Genomic DNA, 17,614 nt, shown 5'->3' with positions numbered 1-17,614 from the left:
GCTCTAGATTTTCCACCCCGAATGAATGTTCACGGCGCCGCCGAGAATCGATTCGACGCGTGTATTCTCGAAACCGGCATCGCGGATCATCGCCTCGAATTCGGCCGGCCTGGGAAAGCGGCGGATAGATTCGGCGAGATAGCGATAGCTGTCCTCGTCATTCGCGATCACCTTGCCGAGCTGCGGCATGACCTTGTGCGAATAGAGGTCGTAGATTTCCTTGAAGCCCGGCCATTCGGTCTGGCTGAATTCCATGCAATAGAAGCGACCGCCGAACTTCAGAACGCGGTGGGCCTCGCGCAAGGCCTTGTCGATATAGGTGACGTTCCGGATGCCGAAGACGATGGTGTAGGCATCGAATGTGCGGCTGGAGAAGGTCAGCTCCTCGGCGTTCTGGCGGCTCCAGACCAACCCGTCGATCCCGCGCTCCATCGCGCGTTCAATGCCGACATCGAGCATGTCCTGGTTGATGTCCGAAACGGTGACACTCGCGCCGCGCTCCGCCATGCGGAAGGCGATGTCGCCCGTGCCGCCCGCCATGTCGAGGATCGCCTCGCCCGGCTGCGGCTTTACGCGCGCGACGAAGCGATTTTTCCAAAGCCGATGCATACCGCCGCTCATGGCGTCGTTCATCACGTCGTATTTGGCGGCGACATTGGAAAAGACCTCGCCCACGCGGCCGGTCTTTTCGGTCGCGTCGATGTCTTCGTAGCCGAAGGAAACGGTGTCGTTCATGGGTAACGGCCTTAGGGGGTGATGGGCGCAAGGTAAATGCGGGTTGGAAGGGAGTTTTTGTCGCGTGCGTGAAGCGCATCCGCGCTTCCCTTGCTGTTCCGTCCCACGCCCCCTCCCGACCACCCATAAGATACCGTGCCGTGGGTGGTCGGGAGGGGGCGTGGGACGGAACAGGGCGCAGCGACCGAAGGGAGCGAATAGACGCCATCAAGAGTCCCTGTTACCCGCTCTTGCACCATGCCCGAGCTACCCGAAGTCGAAACCACAGTGCGCGGTCTGGCGCGCTTTCTCGAGGGCGAGCGGATCGTCAGCGTGCGCGTGAACCGGCCCGATATGCGCCGCCCCTTTCCGCCCGATCTGGTGCAGGCGCTGACCGGGGCAAGCGTGACGCATCTTTCGCGCCGCGCGAAATACGGTCTCATCCATACCAGCCGCGACCACGCGATGGTTTTTCATCTCGGCATGAGCGGGCGGTGGCGGATCGATCCGGAGGAGGCCGACAAGCACGACCATCTGGTGATCGAGACGCAGCGCAACGTCTTTGCCCTCAACGATCCGCGGCGGTTCGGATCGGTCGATTTGATGACCAGCGGCGAGCTGGTGACGTGGAAACCCTTCGCCGCGCTGGGGCCGGAGCCGCTGGGCGATGACCTGACAGCCGAGCACCTGCGCGAGGCAACGCGCGGGCGCAAGCAGGCGATCAAGCTGCTGCTGCTCGACCAGCGGATCGTGGCGGGCCTCGGCAATATCTATGTCTGCGAGGCGCTGTGGCATGCGGGCATTTCCCCAAGAAAGGCAGGCGGCAAGGTGACCATGCCGCAACTTCGCCGCCTCGTCCCGGCAATCAAGGATGTGCTCGAGCGCTCCATCCGCGACGGCGGCAGCACCTTGCGCGACTTCGCCCAGCCCGATGGCGAGCTGGGCTATTTCGCCACTCGCTTCCACGTCTACGGCCGCGAGGGCGAGCCCTGCCACCACGAAGACGGCGGCACGATCCGCCGCATCGTGCAGGGCGGGCGCAGCACATGGTACTGTCCCGTTTGTCAGAGGTAGTTGAACAGAAACGTCTTGCAGCTATTGCTAGCAAATGCCTGAAGCATCCGACCCCCTGCTGCCGCAAACACCGGCACCTCTTACGGAAGCGGAAAGAGCTTTTGTCATGGACACGGTGAGACGGTTCTACGGCGATGACGCAGTGGTGCGCAACTATGGCCCCAATCCCGACCGGATCGAACTTCACGTCGAGGCCAATATTGGACGAGACATGACATTCTACAAATGTCTCGGTGTTCTATTTACTCGGATTGATCGTGCCTCAGTATCGCTTGAGATCACTAAGCGCGGGAGCAAGATCCACGGGCCTGCAAAGATAGCTTACCGGCAAGGCATAATCATCTAAGACCGGCTGCCCGCCATCACAAATCCAGCGAAGCATATTCCCGTGGCGGGGGCAGGCCGTCCATCTTTTCGCTCAGTAGCGGGCGGAAGCTGGGGCGGCTTTTCATGACCATGTACCAGCCCTGCGCCTGCTCGTGCCCCTTCCAGTCGATCGCGCCGAGGTAATCGACCACCGACAGATGCGCTGCGCAGGTCAGGTCCGCGAGGCTCAACGTCGGCCCCGCGAGCCATTGGCGCGTATCGACCAGCCAGTCGATATAGTCGAGATGGCCGTGCAGCATCCGGCCCAACTGGCGCAGCACCTGCCCATCGGGCGACTGGCGCAAGACAATGCGTTTCTTCATCTTCTCGTGCAGCGCGGGTTCGGTCACGTCGTGGTAGAAATTCTCGTCGAACAGGCTGACGAGGCGGCGGATTTCCGCACGCTGCAGCGCACTGCCGGAAATCAACGGTGTGCGGTCGACCGTTTCTTCGAGGAATTCGCAGATTGCCTGGCTGTCGCTCAGCGCCACCTGGCGCGCGGGGTCATGCAAGACCGGCGTCCGCCCGGCAGGATTGAGGTGCCAGAGCTCGTCGCGCCCTTCCCAAGGGTATTCGCGCACCAGCTCGTAAGCGACGTTCTTTTCGCCCATCAACAGGCGCAGCTTGCGACTGAAGGGACACAGGGGGAATTGATGAAGTTGCCACATGGATTCAGCCGCATTGCCACAAGGGCGGGCCGCCCGTCCACCGGGCCAAGAAGGCAAGGTGCCAATTTAGCGGTGGATCAATCGCGTTCCGGCATCGCTTCGCGGAACCGCTCGGCCATTTCGCGCAGCAGCGGGGTCATCGCGGCGAGACCTTCGGCCATCGAACCGGCGGCCTGCATGGCGCGCGGCACATTGCGCGAAACTTCGTCGCCGATGCGATCGGCTTCGGGCGTCATTTGGCGCAGCGTCATATCGGGATCGATAGGGCGCACGTCCTCACCCGCCATTTCGGCGGCGGCTTCGGCAAGCGGACCGATCGGCATATCGAGCAACACTTCGGTCATCGCCCGCAGCATCAGCGCCATGTCCCGCTGACGTTCGGGATCGTGCATCTGTTCGCCCAGGGCCGCAAGCGGCGCGTTGGTGGGTCCGGCGGCTTCAGCCATCGCGGGAGTGGCGAGCGCCGCGAGCAAGGCGGGCAGGAGGATTTTGCGCATGAGGTATCCCCGGCAGGTTCACAATCGGCGCACACCGCTAGCGCATGCGCACTGACGCGATCCTGAACGGGAGTTACAGACCCGATGCGTCCAGCATCAGCAGGCAGGCGGGCATCACTTCGTCCAGCCGCTCGGGCGATCCGCCGAACTCTTCATGCTCGCGCACCACCAGGCCCATGATCGTATCGCGATCCGCCCCCAGCTCGTCCATCAGCCGGGCGGTGGTACGCACGAAGAACTCCTGCCCGCGCTCGGCCATGACGGGATAGTTGGCGAGTTCGCCGTCGCGCTGGGCGCGGTGGACCAGGCCGAAGGCCACCGAACAGCGCAAGCCGCTGGCCTGTTCGAGCGTGAGATCGGGCAGGTCCGTGGCGGCGGCAGCCGGAGCGCCGGTGGCGGCTTGCATGAAGGACAGGGCGAGCGAGGCGAGGATAGTCGACATGCGGCGCTTTTACGCGCGCCTGGCTGAACCGCAAGCGACGAAATACGATCGCCGCTTGTCAGGATGCTGCGGCCCAGTAAGGTGGCGAATCGAAACTCAAAGGAGAGAGACGGGATGTTCAACCACATCATGATCGGCACCAACGATATCGACAAGGCCAAGGCCTTTTACGAAAAAGTGCTCAAGGTCGTCGGCTGCGAAATGGCGATCGACAATACCGATGCGAAGGGCAACAAGCGCGTCTTCTTCATGCATAATGGCGGCACCTTCTGCCTTACCCAGCCGATCGATGGCGAAGCAGCCACCTGCGCCAATGGCATGACGATCGGCTTCAAATGCGACAGCGGCGAACAGGTGAAGGAATTGCACGATGCGGCCATAGCGGCCGGCGGCACCAGCATCGAAGACCCGCCGGGCCCGCGCCAGAACACCATGGGCACGATGCACTTGTCCTATTTCCGCGATCTCGACGGGCACAAAATCTGCGGCATCCACCGCGAAGCGTGATGCGCGGCGAAGCGGGATTGCTGGCGGACCTCGACGCGCTGGCAATCCCGTTCGAAGCGCATGAGCACGCGGCGGTCTTTACAGTCGAGGAGAGCCGGAACATCGATGCCGACATTCCCGGCGCGCATACCAAGAATCTGTTCCTGAAAGATGCGGGCGGCGCCTTCTGGCTGGTCACCGTGCCAGCCGAGGCACGCGCCGATCTGAAGGCCCTGCCCGCCGCGATCGGCTGCAAGCGCGTGAGTTTCGGCAAGGCCGGGGATATGGACCGCCTGCTGGGCATAACGCCCGGTTCGGTCACACCTCTCGCGATGATCAACGCACAGCCCGAAAGTGTGACCGTGGTGCTCGACCGATCGCTCGCCGAGGCGGAGCGGATGAACGTCCACCCCTTGCGCAACACCGGCACGCTCGGCCTGTCCGGCAAGCATGTCCTCGCCCTGCTGCGCCATTGGGGGCATGAACCGCACGTGGCGGAAATTCCGAAGAAAGCCGGCTGACGATCAGCGCGCGAGTTCGAACACAGCAAACTCCGCACGGCTATTGGCGGCCAAGCGACCGATCGGGCGCTCTTTGGCGAAATACCAGTCGCGCACAATGGTCGCGCCCTTTTCGGCAGCGAGGTCGCGGAAGTCCAGAATGGTGACGTGGTGGATGTTCTGCGTTTCGTACCAGCTCACCGGAATGCTGCGCGTCACCGGCATGCGGCCGCCCAGCATCAGCGCGGCGCGGGTGCGCCAATGCGCGAAGTTGGGGAAGCTGATAAAGGCCCGCCTGCCCACGCGCAGCAATTCATCGAGCATCCGGTCGGGCCGTTCGGCGGTCTGGAGCGTCTGGCTCAGCACGGCATAGTCGAACCCTTTATCCGGATAATCGCCCAGATCCCGGTCGGCATCGCCCTGCACCACGGACAGGCCCTGCGATACGCAGCGCTCGACACAGGCACCGTCGATCTCGATCCCGCGCACGTCGCATGCCTTGTCGCGCAGGGCCAGCATCAGCGCGCCATCGCCGCAACCGATATCGAGTACCCGGCTGCCCGGCTCGATCTGGTCAGCGATCACCGCGAGATCGGGGCGCAGTTCGGTTGCGGGATGGTTCATCCCAGAAACCCCCCGATAACCCGGTCGAGCGCGGGCACGTCGAGCAGGAAGCTGTCATGCCCGTGCGGCGCGGAAAGTTCGACGAAACTCACCGCGGCTCCCGCCGCATTCAGGGCGTGAACGACATGACGGCTCTCGCTCGTGGGATAGAGCCAGTCGCTGTCGAAGCTGACGAGGCAGAAACGCGCATCCGCCCCCGCAAACGCATCGGCCAACCTGCCGCCATGTTCTTCCGCAAGGTCGAAATAATCCATCGCGCGGGTGATATAGAGATAGCTGTTGGCATCGAACCGCCGGGTGAAGCCGCTGCCCTGATACCGCAGATAGCTTTCGACCTGGAAATCGGCATCGAAACCGAAGCTCTTGGCGTCCCGGTCCTGCAGGTTCCGCCCGAACTTTCCGGTCAGCGCCTCTTCGGAAAGATAGGTGATATGCGCTGCCATGCGCGCCACGGCGAGGCCGTTATCGGGCGCCTCGCCCCCGTAATAATTGCCTTGCTTCCAGCGCGGATCGGCCATGATCGCCTGTCGGCCAAGTTCATGGAAAGCGATGTTCTGCGCCGAATGGCGACTGGTCGAGGCTATCACCAGAACACGGGCAGTGCGTTCGGGCCAGTTGGCGGCAAGGCTGAGCGCCTGCATCCCGCCCATCGATCCGCCGACCACCGCATGGAGACGGTCGATCCCGAGCGCATCGAGCAGGCCGACATGCGCACGCACCATGTCGCGGATGGTGATGACCGGAAAGCGCATGCCATAGGGGCTGCCGTCGGGGGCCGCGCTTGCGGGGCCGGTCGAGCCCATGCAGCTGCCGATGACATTCGCGCAGATAACGTGGAAGCGATCCGTATCGATCGGCTTGCCCGGCCCCACCATCCGTTCCCACCAGCCGGGCTTGCCGGTGATCGGATGGGCCGAGGCGACATATTGATCGCCGGTCAGCGCATGGCACAGAAGGATCGCGTTGGACCGGTCCGCATTCAGCTCGCCATAAGTCTCGAACGCCACCTCGACACGCGCGAGCTCGCCTCCCCCATCGAGAGGGAGCGGTCCGGGTAGTGTGATCGTTTGCGACGTCGCGCTCAAAACTGACCTTCGCGAGAGGAACAGGACAAGGATTGGCGCTACGCGCCAGCTTCGCTTCCGACAAGCTCAGCCTCGGCCTTTGCGAGATATGTTTTTTCCTCGCCACTCGTCCTGTGCTTGTCGAAGCGACGTAATTCTTTCATGCGGCGAAGCACAGATGGCAAAGCAAGCTCCCACAATGAAGCCCTGGATCGAGGGCATCCACGCCTATGTCCCCGGCAAGTCGACCCGCGCCGACGGGCGCAGGCTCGTCAAACTCTCCGCCAACGAGAACCCGCTGGGCTGTAGCGCCTCGGCATTGGCGGCACTGGCAACCGATCATGTGCCTGCCGCCTACCCCGATCCGGACGCCACGGCCCTGCGCGCCGCGATCGGCAAGCAGCACGGCATCGATCCGGCGCGAATCGTGTGCGGGACGGGTTCGGACGAATTGCTCAACCTTGCCGCGCAGGGTTTCGCTGGGCCGGGCGACGAGGTGCTTTTCAGCCGCTTCAGCTTCGCGGTCTACGACATCGCCGCGCGCCGATGCGGGGCGACCCCCGTCGAAGCGCCGGACACGGATTACACCGCCGACGTCGATGCCCTGCTCGCCGCGGTGACACAGCGCACACGGGTCGTGTTCCTCGCCAATCCGAACAATCCGACTGGGACCTATCTGCCGCGGGCAGAGGTCGAGCGGCTTCATGCGGGACTGCCCGGCGACGCCCTGCTGGTGATCGATCAGGCCTATGCCGAATATCTCGAACCCGGAGAGAATGACGGCGGGCTCGACCTGGCGATGGCGCATGAGAATGTGCTCGTCACGCGTACCTTCTCGAAGATTTACGGCCTGGCTGGCGAGCGTATCGGCTGGGCAACGGGCACGCCCAACCTGATCGATGTGCTCAACCGCATTCGCGGCCCGTTCAATGTCACCTCCAGCGGGCAGCGTGCGGCCTTGGCCGCCATCGCCGACCACGCCTTTCTCGCCCGCTCGCGCGAGGCCAATCGCGAGGAGCGCAAGCGCTTTATCGCGGCGATCGAGGGGCTGGGCAATCACGGCCTGCGCGCAATACCCAGCAAGGCGAATTTCGTGCTGATCCTGTTCGAGGGAGATCTTGCGGCCGAAACCGCGCTCGATGCCATAGCCGAGGCGGGATATGCCGTTCGCCACCTGCCCGGGCAGGGCCTGGCGCAAGCGCTGCGCATTACCATCGGCACCGCAAATCAAATGGACGAGATCATCGGCGTGCTGCGCAGTTTGTGCGGGGAAGACGCATGACCATCGAGCGCGTGGCGATTATCGGGCTGGGCCTGATCGGGGGATCGATCGGTTTGGCGGCGCGCGCCATGCAGCCCGAAGTCGCGACCACTGGCTGGGATGCCGATTCCGACGTGCGCGCCCGTGCCACACAACGCGGGCTGGTCGGCGCCGTGTGCGACAGCGTGGCCGATGCCGTGGGCGAGGCCGATCTGGTCATCCTTTGCGTCCCCGTCGGCGCCATGGGGTATGCCGCGGAAGCCATAGCTCCGCATCTGAGGCCGGGAACCGTGGTCAGCGATGTGGGATCGTCCAAGCGCAGCGTGGGCGAGGCGCTGACCAAGGCACTGCCCGGGGCCGTGGTGATCCCCGCCCATCCGGTCGCCGGAACCGAGAAGAGCGGGCCGGATGCAGGCTTTGCCGAACTTTTCCGCCATCGCTGGTGCATTCTAACTCCGGGCAAGGACGCACCGCAAGATGCCATCGAAGCCGTCAGCGCCTTCTGGGAGGGCCTTGGCGCGAAGGTCGAAATCATGGATGCCGACCACCACGACCTCGTGCTTGCGGTAACCAGCCATATCCCGCACCTCATCGCCTATACCATCGTGGGCACCGCGAGCGATCTGGAAGATGTGACCCGGGGCGAGGTGATCAAATATTCAGCCGGCGGTTTTCGCGATTTCACTCGCATCGCGGCGAGCAACCCGACCATGTGGCGCGACGTCTTCCTGTCGAACCGGGACGCGGTTTTGGAAGTGCTGGGGCGCTTCACCGAGGATCTCAGCCTCCTTCAGCGCGCCATCCGCAACGGCGACGGCGACACCCTGTTCGACCTGTTCGACCGCACCCGCACGATCCGCCGTTCGATCATCGACGAAGGCCAGGACGATGCGAGGGCGGATTTCGGGCGGGGCGACCACTAGGCGGTGAGCGGCTGGCTGGCTGTCAGCCTGCCGGAACCCGATTTCCCCGACGACCGGCGCCGGGGCGAAAAGGGATCAGGAACCTTCCCGCGAGATCGCAGCGATGAGGGATTTCGCTTCGGAGCTGTCGGGCACTCTCTCAAGATAGGCGCGGTAGGTTTCGAGCGCTTCCTCGTTTCGTCCGGCAGTACGCAAACCCTGTGCCAGACTGAAGATGGCGTCATCGGAATCGGGCGCTATCGCTCGGTTCAGGCGCAGAAGATCGATCCCCTTATCATAGTGTCTCCGGTGAATATATTTGAAGGCAGCCAGATCGATCACGCCGCCCCGCGCCTTTCGCACGGCGTCGCGGTTGCGGTGCATTTTCAATCCGGCATCGTATCCCTTCGCAACCGTTTCCGCGATGAGCTGCTTGGTGAAGGCGTAATTGCGGGTCTCATCGGTCGGTCCGGCGATCATTTCATGGGCATACATCTCCACATCCCAGTAAGCGTCGACATCGCCGTTGGAGAGGACGACGAAAACGGTATCGAGGTCCGGAAACATCATCAGCTCCGCCGCGACACCGTAATGCCCGCCGGAATGGCCGAGGAGACGCGTTCCGTTGAGAGATTGTTCGATGATTCCGTAGCCATACTTCCCAACCGGTGTTTCAAGGCGTCCTTGCAGGAAGACATCGGTCATGTCCGGGCTCAGCAGCCGGTGTTGCTTGAGCGCGGTGGCGAAGCGGAGCAGGTCGCCGGCAGTCGAATAGCCACCCCCTGCCGCACTGCCGCGCGGTTCGGCGCGGGCGGCCATGTCATCCCATGACCCAGGACGCTCGACGGATCGCATGTAGCTTTGGGCGCGATCGGGCACCGGCTTTCCGGGGAGGAAATACCCTGTATCCTGCATTCCGGCCTTGTCGAAGACCGCAGCCTGCACATGGTCGTAATAGTTGGTACCGGTCACCGCTTCGATAATCAGCCCAAGAACGACATAGCCGCCATTCGAATAGGAAAACGCCGTCCCCGGTTCATGTTCGAGCGGGATGTCGGCAAACAGCGGCAGATAGTCGCTATGGCTGTCCAGGCTGGCACCATCCAGCTTCTCCATCGCCTCCCAGTAATTACCGACACCGGACGTGTGCATCAGAAGATGCTCGATGGTAACGCGCTCTGCCGCGGCCCGGTTCGGATAGTCGGGCAGGTGTGTGCCGATCGTGTCATCCAGCGAAATTGCGCCGGCATCGACAAGCTGGAGGATGCTTACCGCCGTGAACATCTTCGGCACCGACGCGAGGCTGAATTTCGTGTCGACCGTGTTCGCTCGCCCGGTTTGCCTATCGGCCAGCCCATAAGCCCCCTGAAACTCGATTTCGCCCTTTCGCGCCAGCAGAATTACGCCGCTGAAGTCGGCGGTTTCTGTGAGCTGTGACGCATAGCTTTCCAGGCTCGGTGCGGCAGTCCGGTCCAGAGGCGCCAGACATCCCGAAAGGGGAGCAAGGAGTGCCGCTGCAGCACCTATGGCCAGAACCTTGCGGCAAAAAATCTTCGTCATCGACATTTGTGGGGTTCACTTCCAATTTGTCATCGCAACTCATTTATGTAATCAGTTACGGATATGTCAAGCCGCATGAGAAAAGCACCCGAAGAACCTGCCCAAGACGCGGTCCGAGCCCATGGCGCTGCCGCGCTTGGTGGACGCCTGAGGCGCCTGAGCGACAGGATCGATCGTGAAGCGAAGGCGCTCTATGAAAAGCGCGGGGTCGCCTTCGAGCAGCGCTGGTTTCCCGTTTTCAATTGCCTTCGCAGCGGGGAGCCGATGTCGGTTACCGACCTCGCCGACCGCCTGCAGGTTTCGCACGTGTCGATAAGCGTCATCAGGGGCGCGCTCGAGAAGGAGGGCCTGGTTGGGTCACGGGCGGATGAACGCGACGGCAGGCGACGCGTACTTGCCCTGACCGACAAGGGGATGGCTCTCGCCCGGCAATTGGCCCCGCTGTTCGATGCGCTCGACAAGGCCGCGATCGAACTGAACGCGGAAGCAGGCGATGCCATCGCCGCGATCGATCGGCTGGAAGATGCACTGGAGAGGAAACCGCTTTCCCAACGCGTCGAGGACCACTGCGGCTAGATTTGCGATGCCGACGCTTTCCCACAGCCGGTTTCCTGGGCTTGCGGGCGCGGCGAACTCACCCGTTGAGCGCGTTGATCGCCTCGCGCACCCGCTCTTCCACTTCCGCACGGGGGAGGCCCGGCGGGATCGGCTCGCCAAAGCGATACGTGATCCGACCCGGCTTTTTCAGTCGCCTGTGATAGATCGGCCCGCTATCGACCGCGACCGGCACCACCGGAAGGCCGAGCATCTTGTAAAGGCCCGCAAAGCCTGCCTGCAGCTTGCGCTTCTCGCCATGCGGCACGCGCGTGCCTTCCGGGAAGATTACCAGCGGGCGCCCCTCGGCAACCAACGCCTTGGCCGAGCGGATCATCTTCATCAACGCCTTGGCACCGGCCTCGCGTTCGACCGGCACCAGCCCGAAGGCAGCCGCCGCACGGCCCCATAGCGGGATGTCGAACAGTTCCCGCTTGGCGAATACGCTGGGGCAATCCAGCAGCGCGGGTGCATCGATCGCTTCGAAGAAGCTCTCATGCTTGATCGCATACAGGACCGGCTCATTCTGCGGCGCGCCTTCGATCACTATCTCGCAACCGAGCAGATGGGTCAGGCACCACCGCTGCCATTGCGACCAGTCCCGCACCCGCGCCCGGAATGCCTCCACGCTGAAGGTAAGCGCAATCAGCGAAGCCGAGGTAATCAGCAGGGAGCCGACGTAAAAAGCGAAATAGAAGGCAAAGTTACGCAGCAGTCGCATGGGGGGCCTCAGCTCGGCAGGCCTTGCGAAATCGCGGCGGCCAGAAGCTTGTTATATTCCAGATAGAGCGTGGCGAGATTGGGGTGCGAGGAAACCGCGTCCTCGACTACTCTTATCTCCGGCGGAAGCGTTTCGGCGAATTCGGAACCGGCCCGCGCCATGTGCCAGTCCGTCGTCACCAGCCGGACGGATCGAAAGTCGTTCTCCTTGAGCCATTGCGCAGCCTCGCCAGCATTGCTGCGGGTATCGACCGCGAGATAGCCGAGCTTGACGCAGCATTCCATCGTGCGGGCCGATACATCGAATTCGGCCGCGAATTCGGCGGGTCGCACTTCCGGATCGACACCGGATACGAACATTTCCTTTGCCAGCCCCTGTTCGACCACCGAAAGACCGCGCGCGATGCGGCCCGGCCCGCCGGTGAGCACGACGACGGCATCGGTCGGCTCGCCCGAAACCGGCTTCGGCAGGGACACGGCGAAGCCGAGGAAACCGAACGCATAAACCAGCAGGGCGGCGGCGAATAAACGGAGAATCACAGCATTTTCCTGAGCGAGGCCAGCACGGTCAAACGTGCCGTGTAGACCGCTAGAACAACCGCGCCCACGGGGACAAGGGCCAAGACCAGCCAGTCGCTCGTCTCAAGGCCGCCGCCGGACACCAGACCTGAATCCAGCGCCGCGAATTGCGCGCCCATCAGCCACACGGCCATGGCACCGACCACCAGCCCCAACACGCCCCCGACCAGCGCATCGGCGAAAATCGATCTCTGGAAAATACGGGCGATCTGGTCGTCATTGCCGCCGAGAAGATGGACGATCTCGATTGTCTCGCGATTGGCACCCAGCGCATTGCGTGCCGCCAGCCAGACCGCTGCCGCGCCGGTAAAGGCGAGCAGGGCGATCAGCCCAAGCGCCATCCAGCCGAGCGAGGAAAGCGCCGACAGGACCGGCGCCAGCCATTGCGCCTGCGTATCGATCCGTGCGGACGGCGCTTGGTCGACAAGCAGGCTGCGCAATCGATCGAGCGTCGCCGCATCGGCGCCGTCGCGCAAGCGCATGTCGATCAGGGCAGGGAGCGGCACGGTCTGTTCGGGATCGTCGGTGCCCAGCCAGGGTTCGAGCAATTGCGCCACCGTCTCCTGCGGAACCACCGACAGGCTCGCAACCGCGGAGTCCTGAGCGAGGATCGCCGCCGCCGCTTGCGCCTGCTGCGCGCGCAGAGCGGGATCGGCTTCGACGATCTGGACCGTCGCACTGCCCGCCAGCTCTCCTCTCGCGCGGTCGGCCAGATTACCGAGCGCCAGCCCGCCACCTGCGGCCAGCACGACAAGCGCGACCATGATCGCTATGACCCACGGCATCGGCCCGCCCAGGCGCGCCTGCGGCAGGAGATGCGCTGCCCGGCGGCCGCGGAAGGGCGACAGGCCGCGCTCCACCGCGCGGGTGACGACCGGAGGCTTCTTCATTCCCCCGCCCCCACACGGCGTGGCGGATAGCGCAGCGCGCCGGTGGGGTCCGACAATGCGCCCTTGTCGAGCCGCATGATAAGCGAATCGGGCACTTTTCGCAGCAGGTGGACATCGTGGGTCGCCACCACCACGGTGGTGCCGAGACGATTGAGTGCCTCGAACAGGCGAATGAGCTTCAGCGCCATTTCGGGATCGACATTGCCCGTCGGCTCGTCGGCCACGAGCATATCGGGCCGCCCGATTACCGCGCGCGCGATGGCGACGCGTTGCTGCTCGCCGCCCGAGAGCGTTGCCGGACGGGCGTCGGCCCGGTTGGCGAGCCCCACCCAGTCGAGCATATCGGACACCGGCCCCTGCAGATCCGCCTCGCGGACGCCCGACACGCGAAGCGGCAGCGCGATATTGTCGAAGGCCGAGAGATGGTCGACCAGGCGGAAATCCTGGAAAACCACGCCCATCCGCCTGCGATAGGCGGGCAGGCGTTCGCGCGGCAGGGTTATGACATCCGTCCCGAACAGGCGGATCGCGCCGCGCGACGGGCGCTGGGCGAGATAGAGCAGCTTGAGCAGCGAGGTCTTGCCCGCGCCGCTGGCCCCGGTGAGGAAATAGAACCGCCCCGGATAGAGTGTGAAGGAAACATTGGAGAGCACCTCGCGATCGGTGCCGTAACGCAACCCGACATTGTCGAACTGGACGACTTCGCCCTCGGAGCCGCTCATTGTCCGGCCCGGTCGATCAAGAGGAAGAAAGCGCCCGTCATTGTCCGAAACAGCCTATACCCGCGCTTGCATGTGGAAAAAAGGCGCCGTCTGGGTTTGCGAACAGGGCAGTCGCTTGTCGTGATTCACGAGGCAGCCTAAGGCCTTGGGTCACCATGATCATCGCCTGCCCCGCTTGCTCGACGCGTTATGTCGTGCCCGACAGTGCCATCGGACTCGACGGGCGCACGGTGCGCTGCGCGAAATGCAAGCATAGCTGGTTCCAGGACGGCCCCGATGCCGAACGCCTCGCGGACGTCGATATAGTGCCGGTACCGCCACCGCCGCCAGAGCCGACTGCGCCGCAACCGGCTGCAGTCGAAAGGCCGGCCGCACCCGATCCGGCAGCCAAGCCGGGCTTCACATATGACGACGCGGATAGCGGAAGAACCGGCCGCGACGGGCCTGATTTCGACGAAACCGCACCGCCCTATGGCGAAGTGCAGGAGGATCTCCCGCCGCCGCCGGAGGCCGAAACCGAACAAGGGCCTTCACGCTTCGATCATGCTCCCCCGTTCCGTCCGCGCCGGAACGTCACCAAGCTATGGACCTGGGCCGCGGCCCTCTTCGCGGTAATCGCACTCGGCACCGTGGCGGCGGTAAACTATGGCGGCCTCCCCGAATGGGTGCCGGTGACACGCCCGCTGTTCGGAGCCGCGCAACCCGATCTCGAACTGGCTTTCCCCGTGGACCAGCAGGAACGGCGTACATTGCCCAACGGGACCGAATTCTTCGGCGCGCGGATCATTGTCACGAATACCGCGCGCGAATCGCGGCAGATCCCGCCAATTCTGATCGTTTTGCGCGACCAGCGCGAGCGGCAGGTCTACAGTTGGGTCGTCCAGCCCCCCCAATCGAACCTGGCGCCGGGCGAGGAGCTGACCATCAACGAAGCCGTCACCGATGTACCGAAGTCGGCCGTGTTCGCGGATATCGGCTGGGCACCGCGCTAGCTTTCGGATTCGGTCAACAAAGGTGCTTGCGGGGGCGCAGCCTCGCTGCTAGTGGCGCGCTCCTACCGGCGGGAGCATCCAGCAGGATTCGCTCCCGATGCAGACTGTGTGCGGTCGTGGCGGAACTGGTAGACGCGCAACGTTGAGGTCGTTGTGGGTGAATAACCCGTGGAAGTTCGAGTCTTCTCGACCGCACCAATCCCTTGAAATCGAAGAGATCGTCCAAGGCTTCAAGGGTAGCGCGATCTTCGAGCCGCCCTTCGGATCATATCGGAAAGAGTATCGGAACGCTCGCTATGGCTGACGCTCGTCGCCCAGGCGTCAGGACCTAAAGGCCTTTGCCGTCCCGTGTCTGGGGCCCTGGCACTCTCATCCGGGCTCTTCGCGCAAGCTTTTGATCATCGCGTTCATATGACCGAGCACCTCTGCGGCATCGACCCCCTCCAACCCCGCCAGCGCCAATTGGTTGACCGAATGCGCCGCCTGTTTTGCCGACTGTTCGAGGGCTCGCGCCTTGTCGGTCAACCAGACAAGCTGCGCGCGCCGATCGTGCGGATGCGGCGTCCGCTCGATCAGTCCATCCCGCTTCATCCGCGAGAGGGTGTTGGCCATGGTCGCCTGCTCGACATCGAGGCGATCGGTAAGCTCTGCCTGGGTCAGACCATCGCCTTCCCAAAGTTCCAGAAGCGTCATGAACTGCGCCGGAGCGAGCCCCAGAGGCGCGATTCGGGCGTGCAGATGCTGGGCGAACAACCGCGCCAGCCGGTTGGTGACAAAGCCCATGGAGCCGTTTTTCTCGAATGACATCTCGTGACCTTGAATATCCATAGCATGCTGTGTATATGAAGATAGCATGCTATGTAGATGAGAGGAAGGTCCAATGACACATCTTACCGCATTCGCCATCCGGGAAAGCGCGATGGCCCTCGCCGCCGCTGCGACGCAGAAGCGCGAGCTCAAAATCGTGCCGGTGGTCGAAGGCCCTGGATATCGCCGCGCGATCCGCACCGATGCGCCGCTCGCAGCGGGATCGGGACAGTGAAAATGAAGAAGATCATCCATCCTCTCGCCGGTGGAGTTGCGATCCTCATGATCGCAATTTTCTGGCTCTCTACCGCCATCTCCGAACTCTCGGGCTCGGAACCTTTCGTGGTTCTGGTCAAGACGCTCATCCCGTGGGGTTTCATCATTCTCGTTCCCGCTTTGGCGGCAGTCGGCGGAACCGGCTTCGCACTCGGCGGCGGGCGATCGAGCGGTCTCGTCGGCAAAAAGCGCAAGCGGATGCCGATCATTGCCGCCAACGGCGTTCTGATTCTCATCCCTTCGGCGCTGTTTCTGGCCGCCAAGGCGAAAGCCGGCGATTTCGATGGAACATTCTATGCCATACAAATGGTCGAACTCGCCGCAGGCGCGGTCAATCTCTGGCTTCTGACGAAGAACGCGCTGGACGGGCGCAAGCTCACCGCCCGCCGTCGCTCGTCAGCCGGGCGCTAGGTTTCTTGGCACCTTGGCGGCAGGAAAAATGCGCGCTCTATCTGTTTGCGGTCTACAACGGGATCGCCCGGTCCCGCCCTCGCGATCGTCGCGAAGCGTATCCGCAGGAAGCGACGAGCGGATGTCCTGCGGTCGATCTCCGAACAAATTTTGAGGGATGCGCCCCGGTCCATCGTATTGCCTGACAGGATGTTCTCATCCTCGTGAGACAGGGCAGGGAAGAAGGTGCGCCATCATAGCCAAGATACGCAGAGGCGCAGACTCTGCTGCGCGCCCCGACGGCCCCATGCTTTTCGCCGCGCCCGTCGTTTGGCGCGTTACAGCCGCTATCGAGATATTGCAGGGGCTGGGCGGACATCGTTCGCTTGGCACTGTTTGAGAAACCATGTCGAAGAAAGGTGAAGCAGCATGACCGAAACTCCATCCCACTCCGACAAGGCAGGGGGCGGCAATTATTGGCGATTCATGGCCATGGTTTCGACTTCCACCGTCATCATGTTCTTCCTGATGTATGCCAACACGTTCGACATGGACGATGTCTTCTGGAGCGAAACCCGCTTCTGGATGATGTTCGTGATGGGCGCGATGATGATGGTCGTCATGCTGCTCTTCATGTGGGGCATGTATAAGGACCGGACCAAGAACTTCGTCATTCTGGGTGTCGGCGCCCTGGTTTTCGCGCTCGCCTTGTGGCTCGTGCGCAGCCAGACCACCGTCGATGACACCGAGTATATGGCGGCGATGATCCCGCACCACTCGATCGCGATCATGACGAGCGAAAGGGCCAGCCTGAAGGACCCGCGTGTGCGCGAACTCGCCCAGGCTATCATTGTCGCGCAGCGCCGCGAGATCGCCGAGATGAAATATCTGATCGACGATATCGAACGGAATGGCCCCAGGACCTCAGAACGCCTGCCCGAGGAGATGCAGCAATGAACCGGATCGCCTTCATCGCATTGGCCGCGGCACCGTTGGCGGCCTGCAATTCGAATACCGCCGTCGGAAATGACCGGGAGGCCAGGCTCGATCCACCGGCGAGCGCGGCTCCGATCGAGAACGCGGCCAGCGCGCTCGCGAATCTCAGCCCAGGGCTGATGCTTCCCGAGACGATGAGCGATGCGGACCTCGCCGCTCTCGGAGCCGAGAATGCCTGCCAGTTCCGCCTGACCGAAGTCGCTTTCCCCTCTTTCGTCCATGATGGCGACGGGCGGGGCGCGATCAAGATCAACGGCAAGCTCATCCCGGTAACGTCGAACGGTCTCGGGAGCTTTGCCAACGGAGAGCTTCGCATCCGGACGCGCCTGCTCGACGATCGGGGAACCGCTGGCCTGCAAATGCAAGAGATGATCGTCGCTGTCCCGCGAGCGAAGGACGAGTTCGGCTTCTGGGGCTACACAACCTGCGACAGTGACGAGACCTAGCCCGCGCCCGGGAGGGCGCTGGCATCCGCCGGCGTTCGCCTGAC

General features: G+C 63.3%; 23 protein-coding genes and 1 tRNA gene. 12 read left to right on the top strand and 12 right to left on the bottom strand.

Annotation, left to right across the window (positions count from 1 at the left end):
• Positions 1–3: 3 nt before the first annotated feature.
• The gene (locus tag DVR09_RS04085) at positions 4–735 is read right to left on the bottom strand and encodes a class I SAM-dependent methyltransferase (RefSeq protein WP_115415804.1); all 732 of its coding nucleotides are present in this window, start codon (positions 733–735) and stop codon (positions 4–6) included.
• A 237-nt stretch (positions 736–972) separates the two neighbouring features.
• Between DVR09_RS04085 and mutM the strand changes: the two genes are divergently transcribed.
• On the top strand, positions 973–1,788 hold the full coding sequence (gene mutM / locus DVR09_RS04080) for a bifunctional DNA-formamidopyrimidine glycosylase/DNA-(apurinic or apyrimidinic site) lyase (protein ID WP_115415803.1): 816 nt from the start codon (positions 973–975) through the stop codon (positions 1,786–1,788).
• A 362-nt stretch (positions 1,789–2,150) separates the two neighbouring features.
• Here mutM and DVR09_RS04070 read toward each other — a convergent pair whose 3' ends face one another.
• The 3 genes from DVR09_RS04070 to DVR09_RS04060 all read right to left on the bottom strand — a co-directional run bounded on the left by DVR09_RS04070 (position 2,151) and on the right by DVR09_RS04060 (position 3,761).
• A complete protein-coding gene (locus tag DVR09_RS04070; protein ID WP_115415801.1) occupies positions 2,151–2,822 on the bottom strand; it encodes a glutathione S-transferase family protein in 672 nt (223 codons plus the stop codon).
• A 77-nt stretch (positions 2,823–2,899) separates the two neighbouring features.
• On the bottom strand, positions 2,900–3,319 hold the full coding sequence (locus DVR09_RS04065) for a hypothetical protein (protein WP_115415800.1): 420 nt from the start codon (positions 3,317–3,319) through the stop codon (positions 2,900–2,902).
• Positions 3,320–3,392: 73 nt separating this feature from the next.
• Entirely contained in the window at positions 3,393–3,761 is a 369-nt protein-coding gene (locus DVR09_RS04060) for a hypothetical protein (RefSeq protein WP_115415799.1), read from the bottom strand.
• Between the two features lie 114 nt (positions 3,762–3,875).
• Here DVR09_RS04060 and DVR09_RS04055 point away from each other — a divergent pair, with 114 nt between their 5' ends.
• Both DVR09_RS04055 and DVR09_RS04050 read left to right on the top strand, forming a co-directional pair.
• Positions 3,876–4,268 carry a VOC family protein gene (locus DVR09_RS04055; protein WP_115415798.1) on the top strand — a complete coding sequence of 131 codons (393 nt, stop codon included), beginning with the start codon at positions 3,876–3,878 and terminating at the stop codon, positions 4,266–4,268.
• Positions 4,268–4,768 (top strand): prolyl-tRNA synthetase associated domain-containing protein, encoded by a 501-nt coding sequence (locus DVR09_RS04050; RefSeq protein ID WP_115415797.1) that lies wholly within the window; start codon positions 4,268–4,270, stop codon positions 4,766–4,768. Before DVR09_RS04055 ends, DVR09_RS04050 begins: the two co-directional genes overlap by 1 nt.
• Before the next feature lie 3 nt (positions 4,769–4,771).
• Here the strand turns inward: DVR09_RS04050 and metW are convergent, their stop codons facing one another.
• Together metW and metX are read right to left on the bottom strand one after the other, a co-directional pair.
• Complete coding sequence (gene metW / locus DVR09_RS04045) at positions 4,772–5,371, bottom strand: methionine biosynthesis protein MetW (RefSeq protein ID WP_115415796.1); 600 nt, start codon at positions 5,369–5,371, stop codon at positions 4,772–4,774.
• The gene (gene metX / locus DVR09_RS04040; RefSeq protein WP_115415795.1) at positions 5,368–6,456 is read right to left on the bottom strand and encodes a homoserine O-acetyltransferase MetX; all 1,089 of its coding nucleotides are present in this window, start codon (positions 6,454–6,456) and stop codon (positions 5,368–5,370) included. The genes metW and metX overlap by 4 nt, the downstream gene beginning before the upstream one ends.
• Before the next feature lie 178 nt (positions 6,457–6,634).
• Between metX and hisC the strand changes: the two genes are divergently transcribed.
• Positions 6,635–7,717: a histidinol-phosphate transaminase gene (gene hisC / locus DVR09_RS04035; protein ID WP_435867806.1), complete on the top strand. Its 1,083-nt coding sequence runs from the start codon at positions 6,635–6,637 to the stop codon at positions 7,715–7,717.
• A complete protein-coding gene (locus DVR09_RS04030) occupies positions 7,714–8,619 on the top strand; it encodes a prephenate/arogenate dehydrogenase family protein (protein ID WP_115415793.1) in 906 nt (301 codons plus the stop codon). The genes hisC and DVR09_RS04030 overlap by 4 nt, the downstream gene beginning before the upstream one ends.
• Before the next feature lie 75 nt (positions 8,620–8,694).
• Here the strand turns inward: DVR09_RS04030 and DVR09_RS04025 are convergent, their stop codons facing one another.
• Positions 8,695–10,158 (bottom strand): serine hydrolase domain-containing protein, encoded by a 1,464-nt coding sequence (locus tag DVR09_RS04025; protein WP_162814841.1) that lies wholly within the window; start codon positions 10,156–10,158, stop codon positions 8,695–8,697.
• 75 nt (positions 10,159–10,233) lie between these two features.
• Between DVR09_RS04025 and DVR09_RS04020 the strand changes: the two genes are divergently transcribed.
• A complete protein-coding gene (locus tag DVR09_RS04020; RefSeq protein ID WP_115415791.1) occupies positions 10,234–10,734 on the top strand; it encodes a MarR family winged helix-turn-helix transcriptional regulator in 501 nt (166 codons plus the stop codon).
• A gap of 58 nt (positions 10,735–10,792) precedes the next feature.
• On the opposite strand, the gene DVR09_RS04015 is transcribed toward DVR09_RS04020, so the two are convergent.
• Genes DVR09_RS04015 through ftsE form a run of 4 tightly spaced genes read right to left on the bottom strand, consistent with a single transcriptional unit; the run spans position 10,793 to position 13,663 of the window.
• The gene (locus DVR09_RS04015; RefSeq protein ID WP_115415790.1) at positions 10,793–11,473 is read right to left on the bottom strand and encodes a lysophospholipid acyltransferase family protein; all 681 of its coding nucleotides are present in this window, start codon (positions 11,471–11,473) and stop codon (positions 10,793–10,795) included.
• A gap of 8 nt (positions 11,474–11,481) precedes the next feature.
• Positions 11,482–12,012: a YdcF family protein gene (locus DVR09_RS04010; protein ID WP_115415789.1), complete on the bottom strand. Its 531-nt coding sequence runs from the start codon at positions 12,010–12,012 to the stop codon at positions 11,482–11,484.
• On the bottom strand, positions 12,009–12,941 hold the full coding sequence (locus DVR09_RS04005) for a cell division protein FtsX (RefSeq protein ID WP_115415788.1): 933 nt from the start codon (positions 12,939–12,941) through the stop codon (positions 12,009–12,011). Before DVR09_RS04005 ends, DVR09_RS04010 begins: the two co-directional genes overlap by 4 nt.
• A complete protein-coding gene (gene ftsE, locus DVR09_RS04000) occupies positions 12,938–13,663 on the bottom strand; it encodes a cell division ATP-binding protein FtsE (RefSeq protein WP_115415787.1) in 726 nt (241 codons plus the stop codon). Before ftsE ends, DVR09_RS04005 begins: the two co-directional genes overlap by 4 nt.
• Positions 13,664–13,818: 155 nt before the next feature.
• Between ftsE and DVR09_RS03995 the strand changes: the two genes are divergently transcribed.
• Entirely contained in the window at positions 13,819–14,655 is an 837-nt protein-coding gene (locus tag DVR09_RS03995) for an MJ0042-type zinc finger domain-containing protein (RefSeq protein ID WP_115415786.1), read from the top strand.
• Positions 14,656–14,765: 110 nt separating this feature from the next.
• Positions 14,766–14,853, top strand: a tRNA-Leu gene (locus DVR09_RS03990).
• Positions 14,854–15,024: 171 nt separating this feature from the next.
• Here the strand turns inward: DVR09_RS03990 and DVR09_RS03985 are convergent.
• Positions 15,025–15,462, bottom strand: coding sequence for a MarR family winged helix-turn-helix transcriptional regulator (locus tag DVR09_RS03985; RefSeq protein WP_115417776.1), 438 nt, complete (start codon positions 15,460–15,462; stop codon positions 15,025–15,027).
• A gap of 73 nt (positions 15,463–15,535) precedes the next feature.
• On the opposite strand from DVR09_RS03985, the gene DVR09_RS17085 reads away from it, so the two are divergent.
• From DVR09_RS17085 to DVR09_RS03970, 4 genes are all read left to right on the top strand, one after another.
• Positions 15,536–15,697 carry a hypothetical protein gene (locus DVR09_RS17085; protein WP_162814840.1) on the top strand — a complete coding sequence of 54 codons (162 nt, stop codon included), beginning with the start codon at positions 15,536–15,538 and terminating at the stop codon, positions 15,695–15,697.
• 2 nt (positions 15,698–15,699) lie between these two features.
• Positions 15,700–16,149: a hypothetical protein gene (locus DVR09_RS03980; RefSeq protein WP_115415785.1), complete on the top strand. Its 450-nt coding sequence runs from the start codon at positions 15,700–15,702 to the stop codon at positions 16,147–16,149.
• 408 nt (positions 16,150–16,557) lie between these two features.
• A complete protein-coding gene (locus DVR09_RS03975; protein WP_174223719.1) occupies positions 16,558–17,085 on the top strand; it encodes a DUF305 domain-containing protein in 528 nt (175 codons plus the stop codon).
• Positions 17,082–17,570, top strand: a complete 489-nt coding sequence (locus DVR09_RS03970; protein WP_115415784.1) for a DUF6692 family protein — start codon at positions 17,082–17,084, stop codon at positions 17,568–17,570. The genes DVR09_RS03975 and DVR09_RS03970 overlap by 4 nt, the downstream gene beginning before the upstream one ends.
• Positions 17,571–17,614: the final 44 nt, after the last annotated feature.

Origin of the sequence: Erythrobacter aureus, from assembly GCF_003355455.1 — a bacterium.
In the GTDB taxonomy this organism is placed as follows: Bacteria; Pseudomonadota; Alphaproteobacteria; order Sphingomonadales; family Sphingomonadaceae; genus Qipengyuania; species Qipengyuania aurea.
This window is presented reverse-complemented; position numbering and strand designations above follow the sequence as displayed.

Bases quoted from the DNA above. Each gene is read 5' to 3' on its own strand.
- DVR09_RS04050 (WP_115415797.1), top strand. From the start codon at position 4,268: ATGCGCGGCGAAGCGGGATTGCTGGCGGACCTCGACGCGCTGGCAATC.
- DVR09_RS04005 (WP_115415788.1), bottom strand. From the start codon at position 12,941: ATGAAGAAGCCTCCGGTCGTCACCCGCGCGGTGGAGCGCGGCCTGTCG.
- mutM (WP_115415803.1), top strand. From the start codon at position 973: ATGCCCGAGCTACCCGAAGTCGAAACCACAGTGCGCGGTCTGGCGCGC.
- DVR09_RS03985 (WP_115417776.1), bottom strand. From the start codon at position 15,462: ATGTCATTCGAGAAAAACGGCTCCATGGGCTTTGTCACCAACCGGCTG.
- DVR09_RS04030 (WP_115415793.1), top strand. From the start codon at position 7,714: ATGACCATCGAGCGCGTGGCGATTATCGGGCTGGGCCTGATCGGGGGA.
- DVR09_RS04070 (WP_115415801.1), bottom strand. From the start codon at position 2,822: ATGTGGCAACTTCATCAATTCCCCCTGTGTCCCTTCAGTCGCAAGCTG.
- ftsE (WP_115415787.1), bottom strand. From the start codon at position 13,663: ATGAGCGGCTCCGAGGGCGAAGTCGTCCAGTTCGACAATGTCGGGTTG.
- DVR09_RS03970 (WP_115415784.1), top strand. From the start codon at position 17,082: ATGAACCGGATCGCCTTCATCGCATTGGCCGCGGCACCGTTGGCGGCC.
- DVR09_RS03975 (WP_174223719.1), top strand. From the start codon at position 16,558: ATGACCGAAACTCCATCCCACTCCGACAAGGCAGGGGGCGGCAATTAT.
- DVR09_RS04085 (WP_115415804.1), bottom strand. From the start codon at position 735: ATGAACGACACCGTTTCCTTCGGCTACGAAGACATCGACGCGACCGAA.
- DVR09_RS04055 (WP_115415798.1), top strand. From the start codon at position 3,876: ATGTTCAACCACATCATGATCGGCACCAACGATATCGACAAGGCCAAG.
- DVR09_RS03980 (WP_115415785.1), top strand. From the start codon at position 15,700: ATGAAGAAGATCATCCATCCTCTCGCCGGTGGAGTTGCGATCCTCATG.
- hisC (WP_435867806.1), top strand. From the start codon at position 6,635: ATGAAGCCCTGGATCGAGGGCATCCACGCCTATGTCCCCGGCAAGTCG.
- DVR09_RS04025 (WP_162814841.1), bottom strand. From the start codon at position 10,158: ATGACGAAGATTTTTTGCCGCAAGGTTCTGGCCATAGGTGCTGCAGCG.
- DVR09_RS04020 (WP_115415791.1), top strand. From the start codon at position 10,234: ATGAGAAAAGCACCCGAAGAACCTGCCCAAGACGCGGTCCGAGCCCAT.
- DVR09_RS17085 (WP_162814840.1), top strand. From the start codon at position 15,536: ATGACACATCTTACCGCATTCGCCATCCGGGAAAGCGCGATGGCCCTC.
- DVR09_RS04060 (WP_115415799.1), bottom strand. From the start codon at position 3,761: ATGTCGACTATCCTCGCCTCGCTCGCCCTGTCCTTCATGCAAGCCGCC.
- metW (WP_115415796.1), bottom strand. From the start codon at position 5,371: ATGAACCATCCCGCAACCGAACTGCGCCCCGATCTCGCGGTGATCGCT.
- DVR09_RS04065 (WP_115415800.1), bottom strand. From the start codon at position 3,319: ATGCGCAAAATCCTCCTGCCCGCCTTGCTCGCGGCGCTCGCCACTCCC.
- DVR09_RS03995 (WP_115415786.1), top strand. From the start codon at position 13,819: ATGATCATCGCCTGCCCCGCTTGCTCGACGCGTTATGTCGTGCCCGAC.
- DVR09_RS04015 (WP_115415790.1), bottom strand. From the start codon at position 11,473: ATGCGACTGCTGCGTAACTTTGCCTTCTATTTCGCTTTTTACGTCGGC.